Here is a 23432-nt window from a genome sequence, read left to right as displayed (position 1 = left end):
ATTTTACAGGAAGCCCAATTACTTGACGCGACGGCTCGTCTCGTCTATAGTTATAGACAATTAAATATCTGCAGACCTTCGGGGCAGGGTGAGAGAACGATCTCAATTCCCGACCGGCGGTGATCCGATCCAACGATCGGTAAGCCCGCGAGCGAAGCGATGACGGCGACGCAAATGCGTCGACGATTGCCTAGCAGGAGTGCGGTGACCAGGATTTCCTGGAAGGCCGACGCCGACGGTATAGTCCGGATGGGAGAAGGAGCCAGCAGACAGCAGGGCGGTCGCCGTGCTGTATTAGAGGCAACCTGTGTCCCGGAGACCTTTTGGCTCCGGGTTTTTGTTGTCTCCAGTGCAGCGCTGGTGAATGCATCTGCATCGAACGTGCGGCCGGGCGTCGCTCCTGGCTGCACGATTGCAGCTTGCCACAATTGCAGCTTGCATGCTCGAAGCAGCAGGCGCATTTGCCTGTTCTGCGTCGGCGGCAAGAAAGACTTATGCAGAAAGTTGCAACAGGCTGGTTTTTCGCCCCAAGGGTCTTGCGCCCCTGGGGCGTTTTTTATCGATAAAAAAGGAGAAGGCAAGGATGTTTGAAGTGTCTAAAGACGAAATTCGATATCGGCCTCGCCCCTCCCCTTTGCCGGCGTGGCGCGCATGGAGCAGCCGCTATCACACCTATCTGCTCGCGCCGTTGACACTGATCGGCATGGTCGCTCTGTGGGCGTGGCTGGTCGAATGGAGAGCATATCCGCCCTTCATCCTGCCCTCGCCGGCGCTGGTCTGGCGAAAGTTCCTCAGCATGGCCGCCGGCTCCCTGTGGCTACACGTCGGCGTCACACTGCTGGAAATTGCACTGGGGCTGGCAATCGGCCTGAGCGCTGCATTCGTCCTCGGCTATCTGTTGGGGAAACACCGCAGCCTGGAGCGCATCGCCGCCCCTTACATCGTCGCCAGTCAGAGCATTCCGGTCGTCGCCATCGCCCCGCTGATTGTCATCTGGATGGGCAGCGGCCTGGTCAGCAAGGTGGCGGTCACGGCGCTGATCACCTTTTTCCCGACGTTGGTCGCCACCATTGTCGGCGTGCGCAGCGTCGATCCCGACCTTCGCGACCTGATGCGCAGCCTGCGCGCCACGCGCGGCCAGATGTTCTGGAAATTGGAGCTGCCCGCCGCCCTGCCGATGATTTTGGGCGGCCTGAAACTGAGCGCCACGCTGGCCGTCGTCGGCGCCGTCGTCGGGGAGTTCATGGGCGCCACCGCCGGCCTTGGCTATCTGATCAACCTGGGGCGCGGCGTGCTCGACACGCCGATGATCTTTGTGGCCATCTTCATGCTGGTGCTGATCGCCCAGGCGCTTTACCTGGCCGTCCTGTTGCTGGAAGCGCGGCTGTTGCACTGGCAGAGGTAAGGATGCATGGGTTCGGCTTTCGCCGGACGCTGCGACTGCAACAGACCAAATCAAGGATAAAGATAAAAAGGGGCTAAAACTGCTATGAAAAAGAGTTCACTTCTCCGCATTGCACTGTTCGTCGCCATCGTCCTGGCAGGGTGCGCGCCGATTTCCACGCCGAGGATCTCGAACGCAACCCAAACGTTCGGCCGCGAAACTGTCCGCCTGGGCGCCGGCTTTATTCCAAACGTGCAATTTGCGCCCATCTACGTCGGCCTTGAAAAGGGCTTTTTCCAGGAGGAAGGCATCGAGCTGGAGCTGAGCTATGGCTTCGAGAACGACTACCTCAAGCTGGTCGGCGTCGACGAATATCAGTTCATGCTCGGCAGCGGCGACCAGGTCGTGCTTGGCCGCGCGCAAGGGTTGCCGGTGCGCTACGTGCTGAACTGGTATACGCGCTTCCCGGTGGTGATCTTCTCCAAGGCGGAGCGCAACATCACGACGCCTGCCGATCTGGCCGGCAAGACGATCGGCATCCCAGGCGCTTTCGGCGCAAGCTATGTGGCGCTGCGCGGCATCCTCGAAGCCGCCAACCTGACCGAACAGGACGTGCGCCTGGAGAGCATCGGCTTCACCCAGGCGGCGGCGGTGAGCGAAGACCGCGTCGACGCCGCCGTCGACTACGCCGTCAATGGGCCGGTGGTGCTGCGCCTGGCGGGCGTTCCGGTCAATGAGATTGCGCTCGACGACTATCTGGTGATTCCCTCCAACGGCCTGGTCACCAACGAACGCACCATCGCCGAGCGCCCCGACCTGGTGCAGAAGATGGTGCGCGCCCTGCAGCGCTCGATCGCCTACACGCTCGCCAACCCGGACGAGGCGTTCGCCATTGCGCTCAAGGTCGTCCCCGAAGCGGGCGGTGAAAATGAGGCCGCCAACCGCGCCGTCTTCGACGCCTCGCTGAGCTTCTGGACGCCCAAACCCGGTCAGACGCCCGGCGCCACCGACCTCGCCGACTGGCAGGCCACCGTCGAGTTTATGCAACGCATCGGCCTGATCGACGCAGCGGTGGACGCTGAGAGCCTCTTCACCAACCAATTCATCACGGAAGAGTGAACGCAATGGCCGTCTTTGTCGCAGAGCAGATCTCGAAACGGTTCGTGGACGGCCCGCGGCCGTTGCAGGCGCTCCTGCCCGTCAGCTTCGAGGTGGAGGCGGGCGAGATCGTCTGCCTGGTCGGGCCGAGCGGCAGCGGCAAGAGCACCTTGCTGCGCATCATGGGCGGTCTGATCGAACCGGACAGCGGCGCCATGTGGTTCGAGGGAGAGCCGCATCGCGCGCCCAACACTGCCATCGGCTTCGTCTTTCAAAAGACGAACCTGATGCCGTGGCGAACCGTACTTCAAAATGTGTTGCTGCCAATTGAAATTCAACACAAGAAAGTGACGGAAGCCGACCGGGCGCACGCAGAGGCGTTGCTGGCGACGATGGGGTTGAAGGAGTTCGAGCACGCCTACCCGCGCCAGCTTTCCGGCGGCATGAATCAGCGCGTAGTGCTGGCGCGCACGCTGATGCAGCGGCCGCGCCTGCTGTTGATGGACGAGCCGTTCGGCCAGCTCGATGCGTTGACGCGCGAGCGCCTCAACCTGGAGCTGCTGCGCCTGCAGGCGGCGCAAAAGATCACGATCTTCATGGTGACGCACAGCATCCCGGAGGCGGTGCTGCTGGCGGACCGCATCTTTGTGCTGAGCGAGCGACCTGGGCGCTTGATCGCCCAGGTCGCGGTGAGCTTGCCGCGGCCGCGCACGCTGGCCATGATGAGCACGCCTGCGTTCGGCGAGATTGCGATGCAGGTGCGCAGGTGGATCGGCGAAACGCCGGACTTCGATGAAGCGACGCAGAGCAGTCGCGCCGTAGAGACGCTCGACTGACTGCACCTCACTCCACAGCGTTGTCGGCGATCACTTGCTGGAACCAGTAGGCGCTGTCCTTGGGAATGCGCGCCTGGGTTGCGTAATCCACCCAGACGATGCCGAAGCGCTGCGTGTAGCCCTTGGCCCACTCAAAGTTGTCCATGAACGACCAGACGAAGTAGCCGGCCAACGGGACGCCCGCCACGATCGCTTTGTATGCGGCCAGGAAATGTGAGCGGAGGTAGCGGATGCGCCGCTCATCGTGCACGCGTCCATCGGCGCCCGGCCCATCGGCGTAGCTGGCGCCGTTTTCGGTGATGTAAATCCTGGCAGGCTGATACTCAAAGTGCAGCCGACAGAGCAGATCGTAGAGCCCCTGGGGGTAGACTTCCCACCCCATGTCCGTGCGCTCCAGGGTGGCGTGCTCCGCGTCTTCCACAGGCCAGGCGTTCTCGCCCTGCCCCGCCTTGACGACAGAGCGGCTGTAGTAGTTGACGCCCAGGAAGTCAGTGTAGGCTGCGATGGCGTCCATGTCCCCATCTTGCACAAAATCCAGCCCTGCGGGGGAGAGAATGCCTGCTTTCTGATACGCCTCCACCATGTCGGCGGGATAGCGTCGTCCGTAGAGGGGATCGACGAACCAGCGGTTGAAATAGCCGTCGAAGAGGCGGACGGCGTTGAGATTCTCTGGCGTGCGCTCGGCGGCGACGGCCACGGTGAAGTTGAGGGTGATCCCCACCTCGGCGTTGGGGCTGTTGCGGCGGATCACCGGAACCGCCCAGCCATGGGAGAGCAAGATGTGATGCGCAGCCGCAAGACCGGCGCGCCAATCCTTCCAGCCAGGCGCATGCTCGCCGATCTGATGGCTGAGCAGGCTGCTGCACCAGGGTTCGTTGTGGGTGATCCAGTGTTTGACGCGGTCGCCAAGCGCCCGCGTGATCACATCGACGTATTCGACGAAGGCCTCGGCTGCGAAGCGCGTCGGCCAGCCCCCGCGATCCTGAATCGCTTGCGGCAGATCCCAGTGATAGAGGGTGACGAAAGGAACGATGCCGGCCTCCAGCAGGGCATCGACCAGGCGGCTGTAGAAGTCGACGCCTTTCTGGTTCACGGAGCCGACGCCTTCGGGCAGAATGCGCGGCCAGGCGATGGAAAAGCGATACGCCTGAAGCCCCAGGCTCTTCATCAAGGCGACATCCTCCGGCCAGCGATGGTAGTGGTCGCAGGCGACGTCGCCGGTGGAGCCGTCGAGGATTTTGCCCGGCGTATGGGCGAAACGATCCCAGATCGACTCACCTTTGCCGTCCTCCTGCCAGGCCCCCTCGATCTGGTACGACGCCGTGGCGGTTCCCCAGAGAAAACCGTTCGGGAAAGATAATTTGCTCATGATTTTTGTGCTCCTGTTTTGAAATTGGTTAAAAGGCGCTGCTCGTAGCAGCGCCTCCTCGAATGAGCCAGGCCTCGCGTTCCGCCGAGAGCGTGCGGTTCCCTCTTCCCCCTCTCCCAATGTTGGGAGAGGGGGCCAGGGGGTGAGGGCCCGCCACCAGCGCCTCCTCGAATGAGCCAGGCCTTACGTTCCGCCGAGAGCGTGCGGCTGGGAGCTGCATCTACGATTTGAAAGAGCAATGCAACTTCCTGTTCGGTGCAATCGTCCGATGGATACAAGCGATTGGCTGCGCTGTTCGCGTCATTATAACAGGACAACCTGGCGAATCTCGCATGTTGAGGAGAGGAAAATCATGACGAAACTTTGGGGGGTCATCTTTTTGCTCATCGTGGGCTTGGCGATGTGGGCGCCGCAGCGCAGCGCGGCGCAGGATGAGCGGCCGACGCCGCGCATCTCCGGCGTTCTGGAGAGTTTCGCGGCGCTCGACGCGCATACAGCCTGGGTTTTGAGCGAAGACGCGCTGCTCCTCACCGAGGACGGCGGCCAAAGCTGGCGCGCTGCAACGCCGCCGTCGCTGCAGGCGCACGCCCACAACGCCGCAGCCTTGATCGACGCCCAAAGCGGCTGGACTGCGCACGCCTCGCCTGACAATCCGGGCGTCGTCGTCTTCGCCGCTACGACCGACGGCGGTCGCCATTGGCGCATTGAAACGCAAAGATTGCTCGACGCCCACGATCCGGCGGCGTTCATCAGCCAAATTTCGCTCTTTTGGCTCGATCATACGCACGGCTGGCTGATGCTGCGTCAGGCGACCAGCAGCAACTTCGACCTCGGCGCCCTCTTTCGCACGCAGGACGGCGGCCAAAGCTGGCGCCGCGTCGACGCGCCGGGCGGCCATCCGGTGCGCTTCATCACTCCGCTGACCGGCTGGACCGTGGGCGGCCCCAACGGCTCCGTGCTCTATCGCACCGACGACGGCGGCGTGAGCTGGCGCGCGCAGCCGCTCCCCTGTCCTGAAGACGCAACGAACGCTCTCCCGCGCTACACCCTGCCGTCTTTCGCAGCGAACGGGCGTCATGGCTTCCTCCAGGTCATCGTCAACGCAGAGAGCGGCCAGCGTCAGGAGTGGTGCGCCACGGAGGACGGCGGCGCAACCTGGACCCGACTCGACGCCGCGCCGCCGGCCGCGGAGATCGACTACGGGTGGCGGCTCGACGCGGCGACCAACCGGCTGCTGCGCACCCCGGACAATGGGCGCACCTGGGGCGTCGTGCTGGCCGGGACGGAGCGTCCGACGGTGACGGCCGCCGCGCGCACCCGCACGCCGAACGCACGCGCCGGCTCACCCGAGGCCAGGACGGCGCGCTTCGAGGGGCACGGTTTCGACATGTGCGAGCTAGGCGGCGAGGAAGACCTGCGGCGCTGGATGGAGGCCAGCCCCTATCGAGCGGTCAATCTCTACATCGGCGGCGCGCTGCGGCTGTGCCCCAACCGGCAGCTCGACGCGCTGTTGCTGGAATCGTTGAGTTTGCAAGGATGGACCTTCATTCCGACGTGGGTGGGGCCGCAGGCGCCCTGCACCAGGTTCCGGGAGAAATTCGATCTCGACCCCGCCGTCGCCTTCAGCCAGGGCCGCGCCGAGGCGGAGAAGGCATTGGAAAGCGCCCGACGGCTGGGATTGACGGAGGCCGACGGCTCCGGCACGGTGATCTATTACGATCTGGAAGCGTACGACGGGCAAAACGCCGCGTGCGTGGAGGCGGCGCGCGCCTTCGTCGCCGGCTGGGTGCAACGCCTGCACGAGAGCAACAATTACGCCGGCCTCTACGCCCTGGCCTGCAATCCGCCCATCGCCCGCTACGCCGACCTCCCTTCGCCGCCCGACGCCGTTTGGTTCGCCGCCTGGAATCGCCCCAGCTTCGACCCCAACATGACCGTCTGGGGCATTTCGCCAGCCTGTCTGCCGCCGACGCTGTGGACGCAACACCAGCGCATCCGCCAGTACACCGGCAGCCATCTGGAAACCTGGGGCGGCGTCACCTTTGAGATCGACAGCAACGCGCTGGAGGGCATCGTGGCCGACCTGAGCGGCGTGGTGCAGCCAAAGTTGACCATCGTCGTGGAGACGCCGGAGCTCTCGCCAGCCTTCGAGGAGAGCACGGCGTGCGAGGACGGCTGGCATCGCTTCACCAACGTGCGCGGCTATCCGACCTATCTGGCCGCCAGCCAGCCGCTTGGTCAAACGATCCCGCCGCTCAACCATGGGATTTGGCGACCCACGCTGCCGGTCACAGGCGTCTATCGCGTCGAAGCGTTGATCGCCGGCCACGGCGCGGTGGAGTGGCCTTGTCGAGGCGTCACCTTGCAGCCGGACACCAGCCGCGCCCGCTACACCGTGCATCACTACGGCGGCGCCACGACGACGGTGCACGATCAGCTTCCGCTTGACGACGCCTGGCTACGGCTCGGCAGCTATCCCTTCGTCGCCGGCGACGAAGGCTTTGTCTACCTGGACGCTGCGGTGGAGGACCACCCTCGATTGGTGTCGTTTAGCGCAATGCGGTTTATACTAGAGATAGAGGGACTGTTGACCGAGAAGATGCATCTGCCGCTGATTGCGAGATAGGCAAAAAGGCAATGCATCGCAAGAAGCCCGAGATCCACAGACGCAACGTTTTCAGGAAGAGCAAGGACAACGCATTGGCTGAATGAACGGTGAGGCGTTATGGGCTACGAGGAAATTGAACATACGGCCGATTGGGCGCTGCGCGTATGGGCGCCGGATTTGCCCGAGCTGTTGAGTGAAGCGGCGCGCGGCATGAACGCGCTGGCGGGCGTGAAACTGAACACAACGAATCGCTCGTCGCGACCGATTCATCTCACTGCGCCGGACGCAGAATCGCTCCTGGTGGCGTTTTTGTCCGAATTGCTCTATCTGGCGGAACAGGAAAATCTGGCGTTTGACTCCTTTGATCTGAACATCGACGCCAAAGCTCAGGACGGCCTGCAACTAGACGGCGTGTTGCATGGGACGTCCATCGCCGAAATCAGCAAGGCGATCAAGGCGGTCACCTTTCACAACCTGCACATTCAGAAGACGCCGGATGGCCTGGAAGCGACGGTGGTGTTTGACGTGTAATTCCCGAGGAGGTGAGCCATGGAGCTGAAGCATCTGCGCAAGATCAGCGACTACGAGTGGGAGATTCCCCAAAGCTATCGTCACGACATGCGCGCCTCGGTGCGCATCTTCGCCACGCGACGTCTGCTGGAACAGATCGCCGACGATCAGTCGCTCGAGCAGGCGGTCAATGCGACGACGCTGCCGGGGGTGGTCAGCCCAGTGGTCGTCATGCCGGACATGCACCAGGGCTACGGCTTTCCCATCGGCGGCGTGGCGGCGACAGCCTATCCCCACGGCGTCATTTCGCCCGGCGCCATCGGTTACGATATCAACTGCGGCGTGCGTCTGCTCGCCTCCGGCATCGAATATGAGGCGGCGTTGCCCTATCTCGACACGCTGGCGACGCTGCTCAACGCCTACTGCCCCAGCGGCGTCGGCAGCGAGGGCGTCGTGCGCGTGCAGGTGGAGGAGCTGAACAAAATTCTGCGCGAAGGCGCGCGGTGGGCGCTCAAGCGCGGCTACGCCACCGAGGAAGACCTGGAGCGCACCGAGGAGGGCGGCAAGCTTGAAGACGCCGACCCCGCGCAGGTGAGCGAGCGCGCCAAGCAGCGCGGCCGCGAGCAGATCGGCTCGCTGGGCGCCGGCAACCATTTCATTGAGGTGGACGTCGTCGAGCAGATTTTCCATTCGGAGGCGGCGCGGGCGATGGGGCTTCAGGAGGGCTGTCTGGCGGTGCAGATCCACTGCGGCTCGCGTGGGCTGGGCCATCAGATTTGCACCGACTATGTTCAATCCTTCCAGCACGCCGTGCACAAATACGGCATCCATCTGCCCGATCGCGAGCTGGTGTGCGCGCCGATGGACAGCCCTGAAGGCAAAGCGTATATGGCGGCCATGCGCGCGGCGGCGAACTTCGCCTTCGCCAACCGGCAGTTGCTGGCGCACTCTGCGCGCCGCGCCTTCGAGGAGACGTTCGCCAGCCGCTTCAAGAAAGAATGGCGGCTCCGGCAAGTCTACGACATCGCCCACAACATGGGTAAGCTCGAGACGCACGAGCGCGAGGGGCAGCGCCTGCGCGTGTGCGTGCACCGCAAAGGCGCCACGCGCGCCTTCGGCCCTGGCTCGCCCGAGCTGCCGGCGGAATATCAGGACATCGGCCAGCCGGTGCTGGTGCCGGGCAGCATGGGCACCGCCTCCTGGGTGCTCGTCGGCACGGAGACCAGCATGGAGCGCTCGTGGGGTTCAACCTGTCATGGCGCGGGCCGGGTGTTGAGCCGGGCCAAGGCGAAGAAGCAGGTGCGCGGAGAGCGCCTGCGCGAGGAGCTGGAGGCGCACGGCGTCAAGGTGCGCGCCGGTTCGATGTCCGGCCTGGCCGAGGAGGCGCCGCAGGCGTACAAGGACGTGGACATGGTGGTGGAGACGGTGACCCACGCCGGCATTGCACGCAAGGTGGCGCGGCTGCGACCGGTGGCGGTGATCAAGGGATAGCGCCGTCCAAGATCGCTCCCGTAGGTCGCGCCTCCGGCGGAAAAAGGCAATCCGCCGCAAACATCGGGTCAGGAAGCGAATTCTGCATTGCTGCCTTGCGGCCGCTTCCCAAAACAAAAAACGCCTCCCAGGGTTTCATCACCCTGGGAGGCGCGCACAGAGCCTCTTACTCGGCGTGGGCGTTGTCCACCGGCAGATCGACGGCGATCGGCGTCGGCTCGGCGAGGCGGAAGACCAGTTTGTTGTCCCCCTCAGCGTTGGGATCGTAGTCAACGATCACGTGATCGCCGGTCTTGTATTCGCCGCGCAACAGCCGTTTGCTCAGCTCGTTCTCCACATTGCGCTGCAGCAGCCGCCGCAGCGGGCGCGCGCCGTAGTTCGGGTCGTACCCCACCTGGGCCACGTGATCGGCGGCGGCCTCGGTCATCTCCACCGTGAAGCCCAGCTCCTCCATGCGGGCGCCGATGTCGCGCATCAACAGGTGCACAATGCGGCGGATCTGCTCCCGATTCAACGGCTCGAAGACGATGATCTCGTCGATGCGGTTCAAAAACTCGGGCCGGAAGAGCCGCTTGAGCTGATTGCTGTACTCGCTCTGCGTGAACTTGCTTTCGTCGAAGGTGGGCGTGACGAAGCCCAATGGCCCGCGCTTGATCGCCTCTGCGCCGACGTTGCTGGTCATGATGATCACGGTGTTGCGGAAGTCAACCACGCGCCCCTGGCCATCGGTCAGGCGGCCGTCATCCATGATCTGCAGCAGCGAGTTCCACACGTCGGGATGCGCCTTCTCGATCTCATCGAACAGGATGACTCGATAAGGGCGTCGGCGCACCTGTTCGGTGAGCTGACCACCCTGGTCGTAGCCGACGTAGCCGGGCGGCGCGCCGAAGAGACGGCTGACCGTGTGCGGCTCGCGATATTCGCTCATGTCGATGCGCAACAGGGCGTCATCGTCGTCGAACAGGAAGCCGGCCAGCGCCTTGGCCAACTCGGTCTTGCCTACACCGGTCGGCCCCAGGAAGAGGAAGGTGCCGATCGGCCGCCGCGGGTCCTTCAGACCGCTGCGGGCGCGGCGGATGGCGTCGCTGACCGCCTGGATGGCGTGCTCCTGGCCGACGATGCGTTGGCGCAGAATCTCCTCCATGTTGAGCAGCTTTTCGGTCTCAGTCTGCAGCAGATTGCTGACCGGGATGCCCGTCCACGCACTGACGACGGCGGCGATGTCGCGTGCATCGACCACGTCGTCGAGGTCGGCCTCCACGCGCCATTTCGTCACCAGCTCGTTATATTCCTCTTCGAGCCGCACGCGCGCGGCCTTGTATTTGGCGGCGTTTTCATAATCGCGCGCCTCCCACGCCTTTTCCTCCTGCGACTGCAGTTCATCCAGTTGCGCCTTCATCTCCTTGAGGCGCGGGGGCATCAGGTACATCGATACGCGCAGCTTGGCCGCCGCCTCGTCCATGAGATCGATCGCCTTGTCGGGCAGGCGACGGTCGGTCACGTAGCGATGGCTCAGCTTCACCGCCTGCACGAGCGCCTCATCGTCATAGCGCACGTTGTGATGCTCTTCGTAGCGGCTGCGCAGCCCGCGCAAAATGTCGATGCTGTCCTCGATGTTCGGCTCGTCGACGTAGACGGGGGCGAAGCGACGCTCCAACGCCGAGTCGCGCTCGATGTGTTCGCGGTATTCGTCCAGCGTGGTGGCGCCGATGCACTGCAGCTCCCCGCGCGCCAGCGCCGGCTTCAGCATGTTGCTGGCGTCCATGGCGCCTGCGGCGTTGCCGGCGCCGACCATCGTGTGCAGCTCGTCGATGAAGAGGATGATTTCGCCCTCGCTGCGCTGGATTTCCTCGATGCACGCCTTGAGGCGCTCCTCGAACTCGCCGCGGAAGCGCGTGCCCGCCACCAGGGCGCCCAGGTCGAGCGAAATGACGCGCTTGCCGATCAGGTTCTCCGGCACGTCTTTGTTGACGATCTTCTGCGCCAACCCTTCGACGATGGCCGTCTTGCCGACGCCCGCCTCGCCGATCAAGACCGGATTGTTCTTGGTGCGTCGCGACAGCACCTGGATCACGCGCAGCACTTCATTTTCACGGCCGACGACGGGATCGAGCTTGCCTTCCCTGGCCGCGCGCGTCAGGTCGCGGCCATATTTCTCCAGCACGCGATATTTGCTCTCGGCGTTCGGCTCGGTGACGCGCTGCCCTTTGCGAATCTGTTCGATCGCCTCCAGGATGCGCTCCTTGGTGATCATCGCATCGCGCAGGATGTTGGCGCTGGGCGTGTTGCGCTCGCTGGCGATCGCCAACAGCATGTGCTCGGTGCTGATGTATTCGTCCTTCATGCGCATCGCCTCTTCGTAGGCGATGTCCATAATCCGTTTCAGCCGCGGGGTGATGAAGACCTGCGCAGTGTTGGTGGCGCCGTAAGGATTGGTGCTGGCGCGCGGCATGTTCTCCAGCACATTCGCCAGCTTTTCCGCCATCTCTTCGACAGGCGCCTGCAGCACCTGCATGATCTGCGGAACCGCGCCGCCGTTCTGCTGGAGCAGCGCCAGAAAAACGTGCTCGGTGTCCACCTGCGTGTGTTTATAGTGCTGCAAAATTTCGTATGCGCGCATTGCAGCTTCTTGCGCTTTTTCAGTGAATCGATCAAATCGCATCATAGTGGTTTGATAACCTCACGGTTCGATAATTTCTTCATTTCCTCCTTCGTATTTACCTTGAATCAACGCTCTCCGGCGTAACCGGGCTTCCGAACAGACAAAGCTCTAACGAAACGCATAGGAAATGTTATTTGCTGCGCGTTGCATGTCTCCGAACAGACGAAACACGCCACGCGCAGCGCCTCACCACCGCGTCAGGGCGCCGATCTTGCCCGCCTGCGCCAGCCCGGGGTGATGATCGACGAGTGTGACGCCGATGGATTGTACCATGGCGCGGCGCAACACGCTCTCCACCGCGTCGGGGAGGTCCTGAATGCGTCCACTGGCTAAATCCGCATCCTCCGTCAATTCGAGCACGATCTTACCGCTGTCGACGAAGCGATAGGCGCGCTGACTATAGTCGGCCAACGCTACGACGTGATAGGCGCGGCCATGTTGCACCGCCGTCAACGTGTCGACCAGGCCAAGCACGGCGTTGCCGCCCTGTTGCGCCGTCGAGAGCACGCGGTCGGCCATGGCCTGCGCCTCCTGCTCTTCGGCTTTCGCCGCCAGCTCCAGCGCCTTGTCACGGATGTCGGACAGGCTGGCGTTGGCGTCGGCGTTAAATTGGCCGATGACCATGCTGCGCAGCCGGTTGCTGAGCAGCTCGCGGAAACGGGCGACGTTCTTCTCGGTGCCGGCCAGGATCAGCCGACGGGTGTTGGTCTGCCGATAGAACTCCTCGGCCATCTCGGCGGCCTCCTGCAGGTTGCGCCGCGCCTGCGTCGCCTCGTGACGTTGAAAGCGTGGATTCGACCAGCCGCCCGAACGGTGAAGCTTCACCTCTTCGCCCAGGTAGCCGTCGGCGGCCTCCAGCACGCCCATGTTGAACAGAAAGAGGCGGGCGCCTTCTTGATCGACGTGAACGACGCCGCAGCGCTCGTAGGTGTCAAGCAGCCGCGCCAACTGGCGCACGTAGGGGCGAAAGCTCACGAAGACAAAATCCTCCACCGGCACGGCGAAACTCTGCGCCCACCAAAAGTCCTTGGCGGCGCAGCTGAACAGGATGACGCCGCGACCGCTGCGGTTGTAGCCCATCTCGATGTAATTCTGCACGCGGCGCACGTCCTCCGGGTGGGCGCCCTCGGCCTTGTCGAGCAGATTGCGCAGCGCCAGCTTATACTTTTCAACCGTGCGACGATGAGGATCGACGTTGAGATAGACGCTGAGCACAGGGCTGTCGTGGCTCTCGAACTCAACAGCCTGACGAACATCGTAATCGGTTAACATGGTCAAGCCTCCGGTTGGATTGGAGTGAAATCGAGATTGCGTCGAATCATTCACAACGTGTCGCGGGGCGAAGGGATCAGGAGGAGCCGCCCGTTGCAACTACTATTATTTTACACCATAGAGACGCAATCGGCCATATTGCAGCATTGGGGCTGCCGTCGCCGAAGATTACGGCAAGGAAAGCGGAAAGATCAGTTCCAGCCACTGACGCCAGGGGGCAGGCGTCGGCGTGGCGGAAGGGTGCGTCTGTCCGGCTGACGGCTCTGCAAACTGGGACGGCGGCGTAGGAGCATCGTAAACCACCACCGGCAACTCGCCTTCCGGCGCCAGGCCAAGCAGATCGCGCGCCTGCAGCGCCAGATAGTGCGGGTCCTGCACTCGCTGCAGTTCCGCCAGCAAACTCGCACGCCGCTGCTGGCTGGCCGCAATGCGCTCCGTCATGGCGTCCACTTCTTGTCTCGCTCGCTCCAACGCCGTAAGACGCTCGATGTAACCGGCGATAAAAAGCCCACAGAGCAGGAACAAGAGCAAGATCAACAAGCGCGGGTTGCGACGGTTTTGCTCAGCAGCTGGCTGCTCGCTTGAAGAAGAGGGCGTTGTCATAGTGAATGATAGTGTAACACTTCCTCTGCAAGCAATCAACTCGTTCGCAAATCTTCTTGCAAAGGAGCAGGCCGACTATCCTTTCACTTCGACGCCCGCCCCTTCTTCCAGCACCTTGATGAAGGCCGAAGCGTTTTCTTCTCCCCATCCCTTGTTGACGCCGATCTTGATGTTTTCGCGAATCGCAGCGGCGCCGGGGATCGGCACATTCAGGTCTTGCGCAAAACGAGCGATCAGATTGGCGTCCTTGAGCATCAATTTCAGCGCAAAGTGGACGTCGAAATCTCGGCGCACCAACGCAGCGCCGACGCCGTCGAAGATCGGCGACTTGAAGTCGGTGACATGCAGCACGCCCAACACGTCGTGCGGGTTGAGGCCGGCCTTCGTGGCCAGCACCATGGCTTCGCCGAGCGCCTCCAACTGGAACGCCACGACCAGGTTGCCGACCAGCTTCATCGAGGCGCCCATGGCGGCGCCGCCCATGTAATGCGTCGTCTCACTGAGGGGCCGCAGCAAGGGCAGCACTCGTTCGTACACCTCGCGCTTGCCGCCGACGACGATCCAGAGGCCGCCGTTGGCCGCTTCGTTCTTGGAGCCAAAAACCGGCGCATCCAGAAAATCGACGCCCTTTTCGGCGTAGGCGGCGTGCTCTTTGCGGCTTGTGTCGGGGTGCACCGTCGTCATGTCCAACACAACCTGGCCGGGTCGGACGGCGTCGATCAGCCTGCCGGCGCCCCACACCAGGTCTTCCACGGCGCGGTCATCGCTCAGGCAGTACATGACCGCCTCGGCGTCGGCGACGGCTTCTGCAGGCGTGCTCGCCTGTTTTGCGCCCTGAGCCACGAGCGGCTGACAGCGCTCCGGCGAGCGATTCCAGACGGTGACCGTGTGACCCGCCTTCAGCAAGTTGGCGGCCATGCCTCGTCCCATGATGCCGAGGCCCAAGTAGGCAACGTTCGTCATTGTTTTCTTCCCATTTCTGCTTGAAGTTTGATCATGATCCGTTTGCTACAGCGATGCAAGCGTGGGGCGGCGCTCACGTGCTGCGCTGTCTGCGTTGCTCGACGTAATAGTTGACCACCATCACCAGCAACAACAGAGCGCCCCAGGCGAACTGGCGAAAGAAGATGGCGGCGCTGGAGCCGGAGAGTTGCAACATCAACATGTTGAGGCCGGTGGAGAGAAATTGGATGCTGAGCACCGAAAGCACAAGGCCGGACACGGTGCCAAAGCCGCCGGTGTAGCGCACGCCGCCCAGGATGGCGATCAGCACCGTCAACAGGATGAAGGTGGCCCCGTAATCCGGTTTGGCGGAGTTGGCGCGCGCCAAAAAGATAATGCCGGCGATCCCGGCCACGAGGCCGGCCAGCCAGTAGGTGCGCATCAAGACGCGCTCGTTGTGGATGCCGGAGAAAAGCGCCGCGCGCGGGTTGGTGCCCAGCATGTAGACGTTGAAGCCAAAACTGGTGCGATTGAGCATGACGGCGAAAACTATGGCCAACACAATAAACACGATCACAGGGATGGGCACGCCGGCGATCGTGCCGTTGCCGATGAAGGCGAGCTGCGTCGTCGTGATCGCCGGTCCGCCCGTGATCACGTAGGAGAGCCCTGTATACAACGAGCCGGTGCCCAATGTCGCCAGGATCGGCGTGATGCCGATCCTGGAAACCAGGAAGCCGTTGAAGAGACCGCACAGCGAGGCGACGGCCAACGCAGCCACCATCGCCAGCGGGATCGTCGCTGCCAGCGGCACGCCGGCGCCGCCGTCGCCCGACAGTCGCGTGAGGATCAACGCCGCCACGATCGCAGAGAGGTTCGCCGCGCCGACGATCGACAGGTCGATGCCGCCCGTCAACATCGTGATCAGGATGGCGAAGGCCAGAATGCCGAACTCTGGGAACTGCACCGCCATCGATTGCAGGTTGCGCACGCTGAAGAATCGTTCCCCGAGCAAGAGACTGAACGCAACGAAGATCAACGCCGTGATGATAAACAGGCGCAGCGTCTGATTTTCGCTCAGCAGTTCACGCACAAACACATTGCGTCTAAGGCTTTCTTGCACGATGCTTCCTCCAACTCCACTTATATCGAGCGCATGCCGCCCTGGGCGGCGCGTCGCGCCTGAATGGCGGGCAAGCCGGTGCCGATGAGAATGATCAGGCCGATCACGACGCGTTGCCACACCGCCGGCACGCCGATCAAAATCAGGCTGTTGCTGGCGATCACCACCAGCAGGACGCCCAGGATCGTGCCGATGACCGTGCCGCGGCCGCCGGTGAGCTGGGCGCCGCCCAAAACGACGGCAGCGATCACGTTCAGCTCCATGCCGACGATGTCCTGCGGGTTGGCCTGGCGCGCCAGCGAGCCGAAGGTCATGCCGGCGACGCCCGAGAGCAATCCGACGAAGCTATAAATAAAGTACTGAATGCGGGGCACGTTGAAGCCGGCGCGTTCCGCCGCCTCGCGCGAGCCGCCTAGCGCGTAAATGCCGCGCCCCAACATCGTGAAATTGAGCAACAGCCAGACGATCAACGCGGCCGCAGCCGTGATCAAAATGGCGGGATGCAGATTGGCGACGCCGCGCTCGAGCGGAATGCGCACCAACGCCGAGCGCGCAAATTGATCCATCGCAGGGGGCACGTCGCGAATGATCTGATTGCCGATGGCAAAGAGCAAAAAGCCATGAAACATGCTCAACGTGCCGAGGGTGACGATCAGCGTCGGCAGCTTGAAACGGGCGATGAAGAAGGCGTTGATCATCCCCAGGCCCAGCCCGATTGCGGCGGCGATCATGAAGCCCACCCAGATCGGGGCATCGGGCATAAACTCTTTGAGGATACGCGTGGTCGAATAGAGAGCGAAGACGCCGATCGCCGTGAACGACACATCGATGCCGCCCGAAATGATCACGATCAGCACGCCCATGGCAAAGATGCCGATCACGATGCTGCTGCGCAGCAGGTCAAACAAATTTCCAACCGAAAAAAAGGTAGGGTTGTTCAGGCCGATGACCAGCGACAGCAGAACGATCGTCACCGCCACCAGCGCCTCGTTGCTGCGGAAAATTTTGCTCACAAGCTCAATCCTCGATCAACTTGGCCGCTAACTCGTTCTCGTTGGTCGCGCGCGGCAAAATTTCTTCCACAATCGTCCCGTTGCGCATCAACAGGATGCGGTTGCACGTCTGCAGCAGCTCGGGGATGTCATCTGAAATGACCAGAAGCCCCATGCCGTCCCGGGCCAGTTTCTTGATCAACTCATGGATTTCATTTTTGGAGCCGACGTCCACCCCCATCGTCGGGCCGTTGAGAATCATCAGCCGCGGGTTGCTGGCGAGCCATTTGGCCACCACCACGCGCTGCTGGTTGCCGCCGGAGAGAGTCTTCACCGGAAGTGCAGGGTCTGCAACTTTGATGCGCAACGAGCTGATCCAGTCGTTCACCTGCTGGGCCACCTGTTTCGGTTCGATCAGCCCAAACCGGTTGCGCAGCCGGTCGATCGTGCGCACCACGATGTTGCGACCGATCGACTGCTCCAAAAACAGCCCCTCGGTCAGACGGTCTTCGGGCACGTAGCCGACGCCGTGCCGGATGGCGTCCTGGACGGAATGAATCGTCACGGGCTGCTCATCGATGTAGATCTGACCGGAGGCGATCGGCAACAGGCCGAAGAGAGCCAGCGCCAGTTCGGTTCGACCTGAGCCGAGCAGACCGGTCACGCCGACGATCTCATGGGCGCGCAGCTCAAAAGAAACATCGTGCAGTGCGCCGGGGACAGAAAGCCTTTCGACGCGCAACAATGCAGGCGAGCGGAGGTCGGGCGTATAATCGTAGGCTTTTTCTGCAATGCGCTGACCTGTCATCTCAAAAACGAGGCGCGCCGTGTCATACGCCTCCGCCGGTCCGCTGCTGACGACCTGACCGTTGCGCATCACCGTGATAGTCTCTGCGATCTCCAACACCTCGTTCAGTTTATGGCTGACGAAGAGAAAGGCGATGCCGCCGCGTTCTCGCAGCCTGCGAATGACGGTGAAGAGCCTGCGAATCTCGCGCTCGGTCAGGGCGCTGGTGGGTTCGTCCATGACGATCAGCCGGGCGTTTTGACGCAGCGCCTTGGCAATGGCGATCAGCTGCTTGTTGGCGACCGACATCTCCTCCACGCGGGCATCCAGGGGCAGGTGCACCTCAAGCTGGGCGATTGCTTCCTCCGCCACCCTTCGCACATGACGCCAGTTGACAAAGCGGCGCCCCGCCGCCAGCTCTTCGTTGAGCGCGATGTTTTCGGCGACCGTCAGGTTCGGAAAGAGCGAGAAGTCCTGGTAAATAATTTGAATCCCTTCTCGAATGGAGTCGATCGGGTGCAAATCTTCATATTCTTTTCCGTTGATGACCACCGACCCGCTGTCGCGCGGGTAGACGCCGGCGATAATTTTGATCAGCGTCGATTTGCCGCAGCCATTCTCTCCCACCAGACAGTGAATCCGCCCCTGTTCGATGGTGAGACTGACATCCTGCAGCGCTTTTACACCCGCAAAGGATTTATAAATGCCAGAAAGGCGGACAATTGCATCGGACATGAATCAGTCGTCTCGAAAGAATTATTCAGTGCAACATGAGTGATCGATTTTAATGCACATTCTTATCCGAGGAACGCTTCAGCTTGACCGGGAGGCTCCCCTTTCAGGGAAAGGGGTTGGGGGGATGAGCGCACGCCGCAAACGGCGCTGCACTCCAACACCCCCAATCCCCTAAGGCCTTAAACGTTAGAACGGATACTCTCCGGCCGTCTCGGCGTCGACGTAGACCGGCGCATCGGCGTACAACACGTTCTTGCCGACCAGCCGCAGGTTTTCATAGCCCGGGATGCCCAGGTTGGTGCCGTCGCCGATCTCTTCACCGTTGATCTGCATCAACGCCAGCTTGTTGCACGCATAGCCGGCCACCGCCGGATCCCAGAAGCCGATGACGTCGATGGCGCCGGTGTAGAGCAGATTGCCGGCGATCGAAGGCAGGCTGGTGCCGACGACGGCGACCTCGTCCTGCAGACCGGCTTCTTCAATGGCGCGACCGATGCCGGCCACGTCGGTGGAGGCGCTGCCCTGGAAGCCCTTGATGTTCGGGTAGGCGGCCAGCACTTCCTTGGCCTTCTGATAGGCGATCTCGGCGTCATCGAAGGTCTCGTTCTTGTCGCCCACCAATTTCATGTTGGGATAGGCCTCGCGCTGGCGCTCGATGCCACCGTCAACCCACTCGTTGTGCGTCTTGGAGCCAAGGCTGCCGACGAAGACGGCGTATTCGCCCTCCTCGCCCATGAGAGCGGCCAGGCGGTCCATCAGACCGGCGCCGAAGGCCTTGTTGTCGAAGGCCTCGATGTCCCAGTGCATGTTGGTCTGGTTGGAAGCCTCATGGGTGATGACCACGATGCCGGCGTCCATCGCCTTCTTCAACACCGGGTCGAGCTGCACCGGGTCCATCGGGACGACGCACAGCGCATCCACGCCCTGGGCAATCAAGTCCTCGATGATCGGAATCTGCTGAGCGGCGTCAGCCTGAGCCGGCCCAACCAGCGAGGCGTTCACACCGTAGTCGGCGCCGAACTGCTTGACGCCCTCCTCCATGCGGTTGAACCAGTTGATGCCTGCGATCTTCACGACGGTGACAAAGGTCAAATCCTTCGCAGCGCCCTCAGCCGGCGCAGCCGGCGCAGCTTCCTGAGCGGCCGGCGCAGTCGCAGGGGGCGCAGCAGCCGGCGCCACGCAGGCGGCGACCAATGCAGTCAGCAACAATACGATGGCGGCGAACTGTACTCGTTTCATAGCGGTTTGACTCCTTTTTGTTGGCTAATTGAAAGGACAACTCAACGACGCAACTGTATCAACTGCGGGCAAAGCGCCCGATCAGTTTACTTGGATGGATTCACCAGGCAACGCAACATCACCACAAACGCCTCGCACCCGGCGTCGACCTTGCCTTCAGTGCGCTCGCCGACCCAACTGGCGCGGCCGACCTTGCTGCGCAGCGGCGTCACGCTGTCGCGGCCGGCCTCGGCGGCGGCCAGCGCCGCGCGTCCCGCCTCCGGCAACGACTGTCCGCTTGCAATGGCGGCGGCGAACGCCTCGGCAGCCGGGTGCAAAGCGTCGATGACGGTCTTATCGCCTGGCTGCGCCTTGCCGCGTTCCTGCACGCCGGCGTCGGCGGCGGCGAACATGGCGGCGAGGTCTTCGCCGCTGAGCTCGGTCTTGCCTGCAGCGACTTTGCCTGCACGCATGAGCGCAGTGGCCAGCAATGTGCCGAAGGACGAGGAGCCGGCGCGGTTGGCGGCCATGCCGGCCTTGCCCAGCCACTTGCCGATGTCCCCCTCGACCGGCGTGGCGGCGGCGAACTCCTGCAGCGCGTGTCCGATCTTGCTCAGCGTAATGCCCAGGTCGCCGTCCCCCATCTGCTGATCAAGCGAGGTCAGATACGCTTCCTGCGCCACCAGTTCGGCGCCGACGCGCTGCACGGCGGCGACGACGGCGGCGGCATCAACGGTCTCGGTCATAGCTTCACCTGCACGAAAAAGGGCGTTTGGGCGGGATGGTCGAGCAGCGCCGCCAGTTCGTCGTCGACGCGCATCAACGTGATCGACGCGCCGGCCATCTCCATGCTCGTCGCATATTCACCGACGTAGGCGCGATAGACGCTCATGCCGCGCTCGGTCAACATCATGTGCGCCTTGCGATAGATAATGTACAGCTCCTCCAGCGGCGTGGCGCCCAGCCCGTTGACCATCACCGCCAGCCGATCGCCCGCCTGCGGCTTGAGGTCATCGAGGATGGCGGTCATCATGCGCTCGGTGATCTGGTCTGCAGGTTGCAGCTTCTCGCGCTTCATGCCCGGCTCGCCGTGGATGCCCATGCCGATCTCCATCTCGTCTTCGCCGATCGTGAAGGTGGGTTTGCCGGCGCGCGGCACCGTGCAAGGCGACAACGCCACGCCCATGGTGCGAAGATTGGCCAACGCCTTTTCCGCCGCAGCCACAACCTCGTCCAGCGAGCCGCCCATGTCGGCTTTGGCGCCGGCGCATTTGAAGGCGAAGACCATGCCCGCCACCCCGCGACGGCGATGCGCCTCCTCCGGCGGCGCCGAGGCGACGTCATCTCTCACCAACACGGTGCGCACTTCAATGTCTTCCAGGGCGGCCATCTCCGCAGCCATGTCGAAGTTCATGACGTCGCCGCCGTAGTTGCCGTAGATGTAGACGACGCCCTTGCCCCCGTGGATGCGCTGCGTCACCGCCAACATCTGCTCGGCGCTCGGCGAGGCGAAGACGTCTCCCACGGCGCAGCCATCGAGCATGCCTTTGCCGACGTAGCCGAGGAAGACCGGCAGATGGCCCGAGCCGCCGCCTGTGGCCAGCGCCACTTTGCCCTTCACGGGCGCATCGGCGCGCACAATGCAATGCAGGTCGTCGCCTGCGTGGCTCAACATGTCCGGATGCGCCTTGAGCAGACCGTCCAACATTTCGGGCACAAAATCAGCAGGTTGATTCAAGATTTTTTTCATGGGTGCGCTCCTGCGAGTCGTTTAGTCGTTTGAGAAAACGATTTCAAAAAATAGCATCTCTGCAAACAGACAGCCGCCCGACCACTTCACCGCCAGTTTGTCCAGATTCAGCGCGATGCGAAGCGAATCGCAACTTGAGCTTCAAAGAATGGGGATAGATTGATAATGGTGATTATAGCATATGCACGTTTTTTCCAAAATCGCACAAATGCGCAAATCGCTGGAGTGCTCGAACGGTGGGCAAGGTGAAGAGGTATGAGATGTTTGCGACGCCGAACGCAATCGCAGTGCGGGTTATCGGACGGAGGGGGCGGAAGAAACTGCCTTCAAGGTCAACTGCTCGCTCAAAACCCAGAGCCTATCCTGAGCAGCGACATCGTAGGAGCGCGGGGAAGAGGGTTTTTCACGGCAATTTGCAAAGTATTTGCCGCTCACGCCGCTGACTGCGGGCGAGGAAGCGAGGTAAACGCTCGTTTCGGCGCCCTTCTCCGGCTTCAAAGCAAACAGATGGACGATGGGCATAAAGAGCCCCACCACGCCGCCGTTGTTGCGCCCAAAGCCGGTCGCCACGAAGCCAGGATGAAGTGCATTGGCGGTGACGCCCGCGCCTTCGAGCTGGCGCGCCAGCGAGTAGGTGAACATGACGTTGGCGAGTTTCGATTGACTGTAGGCGCGCCAGCCGCTGTATTTGCGCTCGCCCATGATGTCGTCAAAGTCGATGGCGCCGTTGAAATGGGCGTCGGAGGAGACATTGATGATACGCGCCGGCGCGCTGGCGAGCAGCAGGTCGCGCAGCCGGTGCGTCAGCAGAAAATAATTCAAATGGTTGAGCGCAAAAGTCATCTCATAGCCGTCGGCCGTGACCATGCGCTTTGCAAAGAAAGCGCCGGCATTGTTGATCAGCACGTGCAGCCGATCGTTGCGCGCTCGATACTCCGCCGCCGCCGCCTCAATGCCTGCGAGCGTCGAGAGATCGGCGGCGATCCAGTCGACGACGGAGCCCGTCTGGCTGCGGATTTCGTCGGCCACGGCGCGGCATTTCTCGGCGTTGCGGCTGACAATGGTGACGCGGGCGCCTTGCGCTGCCAATCGCTGCGCAGTGACCTTGCCGATGCCGTTGGTCGCTCCGGTGATCAACACAGCCTTGTCTTTAAGCGTCCATTGCTGCTCAACCATGAGAAAACACCTTTTTCATTCAAATCGCCGGAGTGACAACCACCTTACACCCAGGCTGTCACCCCGGTTCCTTTGCAACCAACCGAGCCGATCAGACCAGCGCAGCATTGAGGTGAATTTCAACGCTGGCAAGCGCCTTGGAGACCGGGCAATTGGCTTTGGCTGCAGCTGCATACTCCTGAAACTTTTCCGCCTCCAGGCCGGGCACCGAGGCTTGGGTGTCCAGCTCGATTTTGGCGATGGTCGGGCCGGCCTCGAGATACACTTTCGCCTTCGTCTCAATCCGCTCGGGCGTGTAGCCATCTTTGCTTAACAGCGCCGACAGAAACATCGAAAAGCAGCCTGCATGGGCTGCGCCGATCAGCTCTTCCGGATTCGTCCCTGGGGCGTCCTCAAAGCGCGAGGCGTAGCTGAACGGGCCTTCGAATGCGCCGCTGCCCAGCTTCATGACGCCGGAGCCTTCCTTGAGCGTCCCCTTCCAGGTCGCTTCTGCTTTGCGTACAGGCATATGTTTCCTCCTTGTGTGAATTGATCGGAATGAACGTTGTCAATGGCGGACGCCATACTCACCGTACATGTGAAGCGAGACAAAAATCTGTGAGCCATCTCCCAGAACGCTCTGGTGACAAGCTCGCAATACAAGTCAATAATTGAAGTTGCGCGTGTATTCTCGTAGGCGCTGCTCGCAGCTGCGCTTCCCTGGACTCCCAAGGCCTTGCGGGCCGTCGAGGACGTGCGGCTGGGAGCCGCACCTACGATGAGCCCGGGATATTTCTCGTAGGCGCTGCTCGCAGCAGCACTTCCCTGGACTCCCAAGGCCTTGCGGGCCGTCGAGGACGTGCGGCTGGGAGCCGCACCTACGATGAGCCCGGGATA

19 protein-coding genes are annotated in these 23432 nt (G+C 62.4%); 6 read left to right on the top strand and 13 right to left on the bottom strand.

Going from position 1 to position 23432, the window contains the following annotated elements; all coding sequences use genetic code 11:
• The first annotated feature begins 583 nt into the window (after positions 1-583).
• The 3 genes from Q0367_RS09500 to Q0367_RS09490 all read left to right on the top strand — a co-directional run bounded on the left by Q0367_RS09500 (position 584) and on the right by Q0367_RS09490 (position 3318).
• Positions 584-1405: an ABC transporter permease gene (locus Q0367_RS09500; protein ID WP_297639818.1), complete on the top strand. Its 822-nt coding sequence runs from the start codon at positions 584-586 to the stop codon at positions 1403-1405.
• A gap of 84 nt (positions 1406-1489) precedes the next feature.
• The gene (locus Q0367_RS09495; RefSeq protein WP_297639815.1) at positions 1490-2503 is read left to right on the top strand and encodes an ABC transporter substrate-binding protein; all 1014 of its coding nucleotides are present in this window, start codon (positions 1490-1492) and stop codon (positions 2501-2503) included.
• Positions 2504-2508: 5 nt separating this feature from the next.
• A complete protein-coding gene (locus tag Q0367_RS09490; RefSeq protein ID WP_297639812.1) occupies positions 2509-3318 on the top strand; it encodes an ABC transporter ATP-binding protein in 810 nt (269 codons plus the stop codon).
• Between the two features lie 7 nt (positions 3319-3325).
• Here Q0367_RS09490 and Q0367_RS09485 read toward each other — a convergent pair whose 3' ends face one another.
• A complete protein-coding gene (locus Q0367_RS09485) occupies positions 3326-4687 on the bottom strand; it encodes a GH1 family beta-glucosidase (RefSeq protein WP_297639809.1) in 1362 nt (453 codons plus the stop codon).
• Positions 4688-5039: 352 nt separating this feature from the next.
• On the opposite strand from Q0367_RS09485, the gene Q0367_RS09480 reads away from it, so the two are divergent.
• From Q0367_RS09480 to Q0367_RS09470, 3 genes are all read left to right on the top strand, one after another.
• Positions 5040-7313, top strand: coding sequence for a glycoside hydrolase domain-containing protein (locus tag Q0367_RS09480; RefSeq protein WP_297639807.1), 2274 nt, complete (start codon positions 5040-5042; stop codon positions 7311-7313).
• 99 nt (positions 7314-7412) lie between these two features.
• Entirely contained in the window at positions 7413-7826 is a 414-nt protein-coding gene (locus Q0367_RS09475; RefSeq protein ID WP_297639804.1) for an archease, read from the top strand.
• 18 nt (positions 7827-7844) lie between these two features.
• Positions 7845-9296, top strand: coding sequence for an RtcB family protein (locus Q0367_RS09470; RefSeq protein WP_297639801.1), 1452 nt, complete (start codon positions 7845-7847; stop codon positions 9294-9296).
• 166 nt (positions 9297-9462) lie between these two features.
• On the opposite strand, the gene Q0367_RS09465 is transcribed toward Q0367_RS09470, so the two are convergent.
• The 12 genes from Q0367_RS09465 to Q0367_RS09410 all read right to left on the bottom strand — a co-directional run bounded on the left by Q0367_RS09465 (position 9463) and on the right by Q0367_RS09410 (position 23064).
• Positions 9463-11916, bottom strand: a complete 2454-nt coding sequence (locus Q0367_RS09465; RefSeq protein ID WP_297639789.1) for an ATP-dependent Clp protease ATP-binding subunit — start codon at positions 11914-11916, stop codon at positions 9463-9465.
• 228 nt (positions 11917-12144) lie between these two features.
• Positions 12145-13230 carry a Vms1/Ankzf1 family peptidyl-tRNA hydrolase gene (locus Q0367_RS09460; RefSeq protein ID WP_297639785.1) on the bottom strand — a complete coding sequence of 362 codons (1086 nt, stop codon included), beginning with the start codon at positions 13228-13230 and terminating at the stop codon, positions 12145-12147.
• 168 nt (positions 13231-13398) lie between these two features.
• Positions 13399-13833, bottom strand: a complete 435-nt coding sequence (locus Q0367_RS09455) for a septum formation initiator family protein (RefSeq protein WP_297639782.1) — start codon at positions 13831-13833, stop codon at positions 13399-13401.
• Positions 13834-13908: 75 nt separating this feature from the next.
• Positions 13909-14796: an NAD(P)-dependent oxidoreductase gene (locus Q0367_RS09450; RefSeq protein WP_297639779.1), complete on the bottom strand. Its 888-nt coding sequence runs from the start codon at positions 14794-14796 to the stop codon at positions 13909-13911.
• 73 nt (positions 14797-14869) lie between these two features.
• On the bottom strand, positions 14870-15898 hold the full coding sequence (locus Q0367_RS09445; RefSeq protein WP_297639776.1) for an ABC transporter permease: 1029 nt from the start codon (positions 15896-15898) through the stop codon (positions 14870-14872).
• Between the two features lie 20 nt (positions 15899-15918).
• The gene (locus Q0367_RS09440; RefSeq protein ID WP_297639773.1) at positions 15919-16911 is read right to left on the bottom strand and encodes an ABC transporter permease; all 993 of its coding nucleotides are present in this window, start codon (positions 16909-16911) and stop codon (positions 15919-15921) included.
• 4 nt (positions 16912-16915) lie between these two features.
• Positions 16916-18412, bottom strand: coding sequence for a sugar ABC transporter ATP-binding protein (locus Q0367_RS09435; RefSeq protein WP_297639770.1), 1497 nt, complete (start codon positions 18410-18412; stop codon positions 16916-16918).
• 186 nt (positions 18413-18598) lie between these two features.
• Entirely contained in the window at positions 18599-19651 is a 1053-nt protein-coding gene (locus tag Q0367_RS09430; RefSeq protein WP_297639767.1) for an autoinducer 2 ABC transporter substrate-binding protein, read from the bottom strand.
• 86 nt (positions 19652-19737) lie between these two features.
• Positions 19738-20376 carry a DAK2 domain-containing protein gene (locus tag Q0367_RS09425; protein ID WP_297639764.1) on the bottom strand — a complete coding sequence of 213 codons (639 nt, stop codon included), beginning with the start codon at positions 20374-20376 and terminating at the stop codon, positions 19738-19740.
• Positions 20373-21380 carry a dihydroxyacetone kinase subunit DhaK gene (gene dhaK / locus Q0367_RS09420; RefSeq protein ID WP_297639761.1) on the bottom strand — a complete coding sequence of 336 codons (1008 nt, stop codon included), beginning with the start codon at positions 21378-21380 and terminating at the stop codon, positions 20373-20375. The genes Q0367_RS09425 and dhaK overlap by 4 nt, the downstream gene beginning before the upstream one ends.
• Before the next feature lie 294 nt (positions 21381-21674).
• Complete coding sequence (locus Q0367_RS09415) at positions 21675-22556, bottom strand: SDR family oxidoreductase (RefSeq protein ID WP_297639758.1); 882 nt, start codon at positions 22554-22556, stop codon at positions 21675-21677.
• A gap of 91 nt (positions 22557-22647) precedes the next feature.
• Entirely contained in the window at positions 22648-23064 is a 417-nt protein-coding gene (locus tag Q0367_RS09410) for an OsmC family protein (RefSeq protein WP_297639755.1), read from the bottom strand.
• Between the last annotated feature and the right edge of the window lie 368 nt (positions 23065-23432).

It is taken from the genome of uncultured Caldilinea sp., from assembly GCF_937128415.1.
Taxonomy (GTDB): Bacteria; Chloroflexota; Anaerolineae; order Caldilineales; family Caldilineaceae; genus Caldilinea.
Note: the sequence above shows the minus strand (reverse complement) of the source record. Positions and strands in the feature narration are given on the sequence as shown.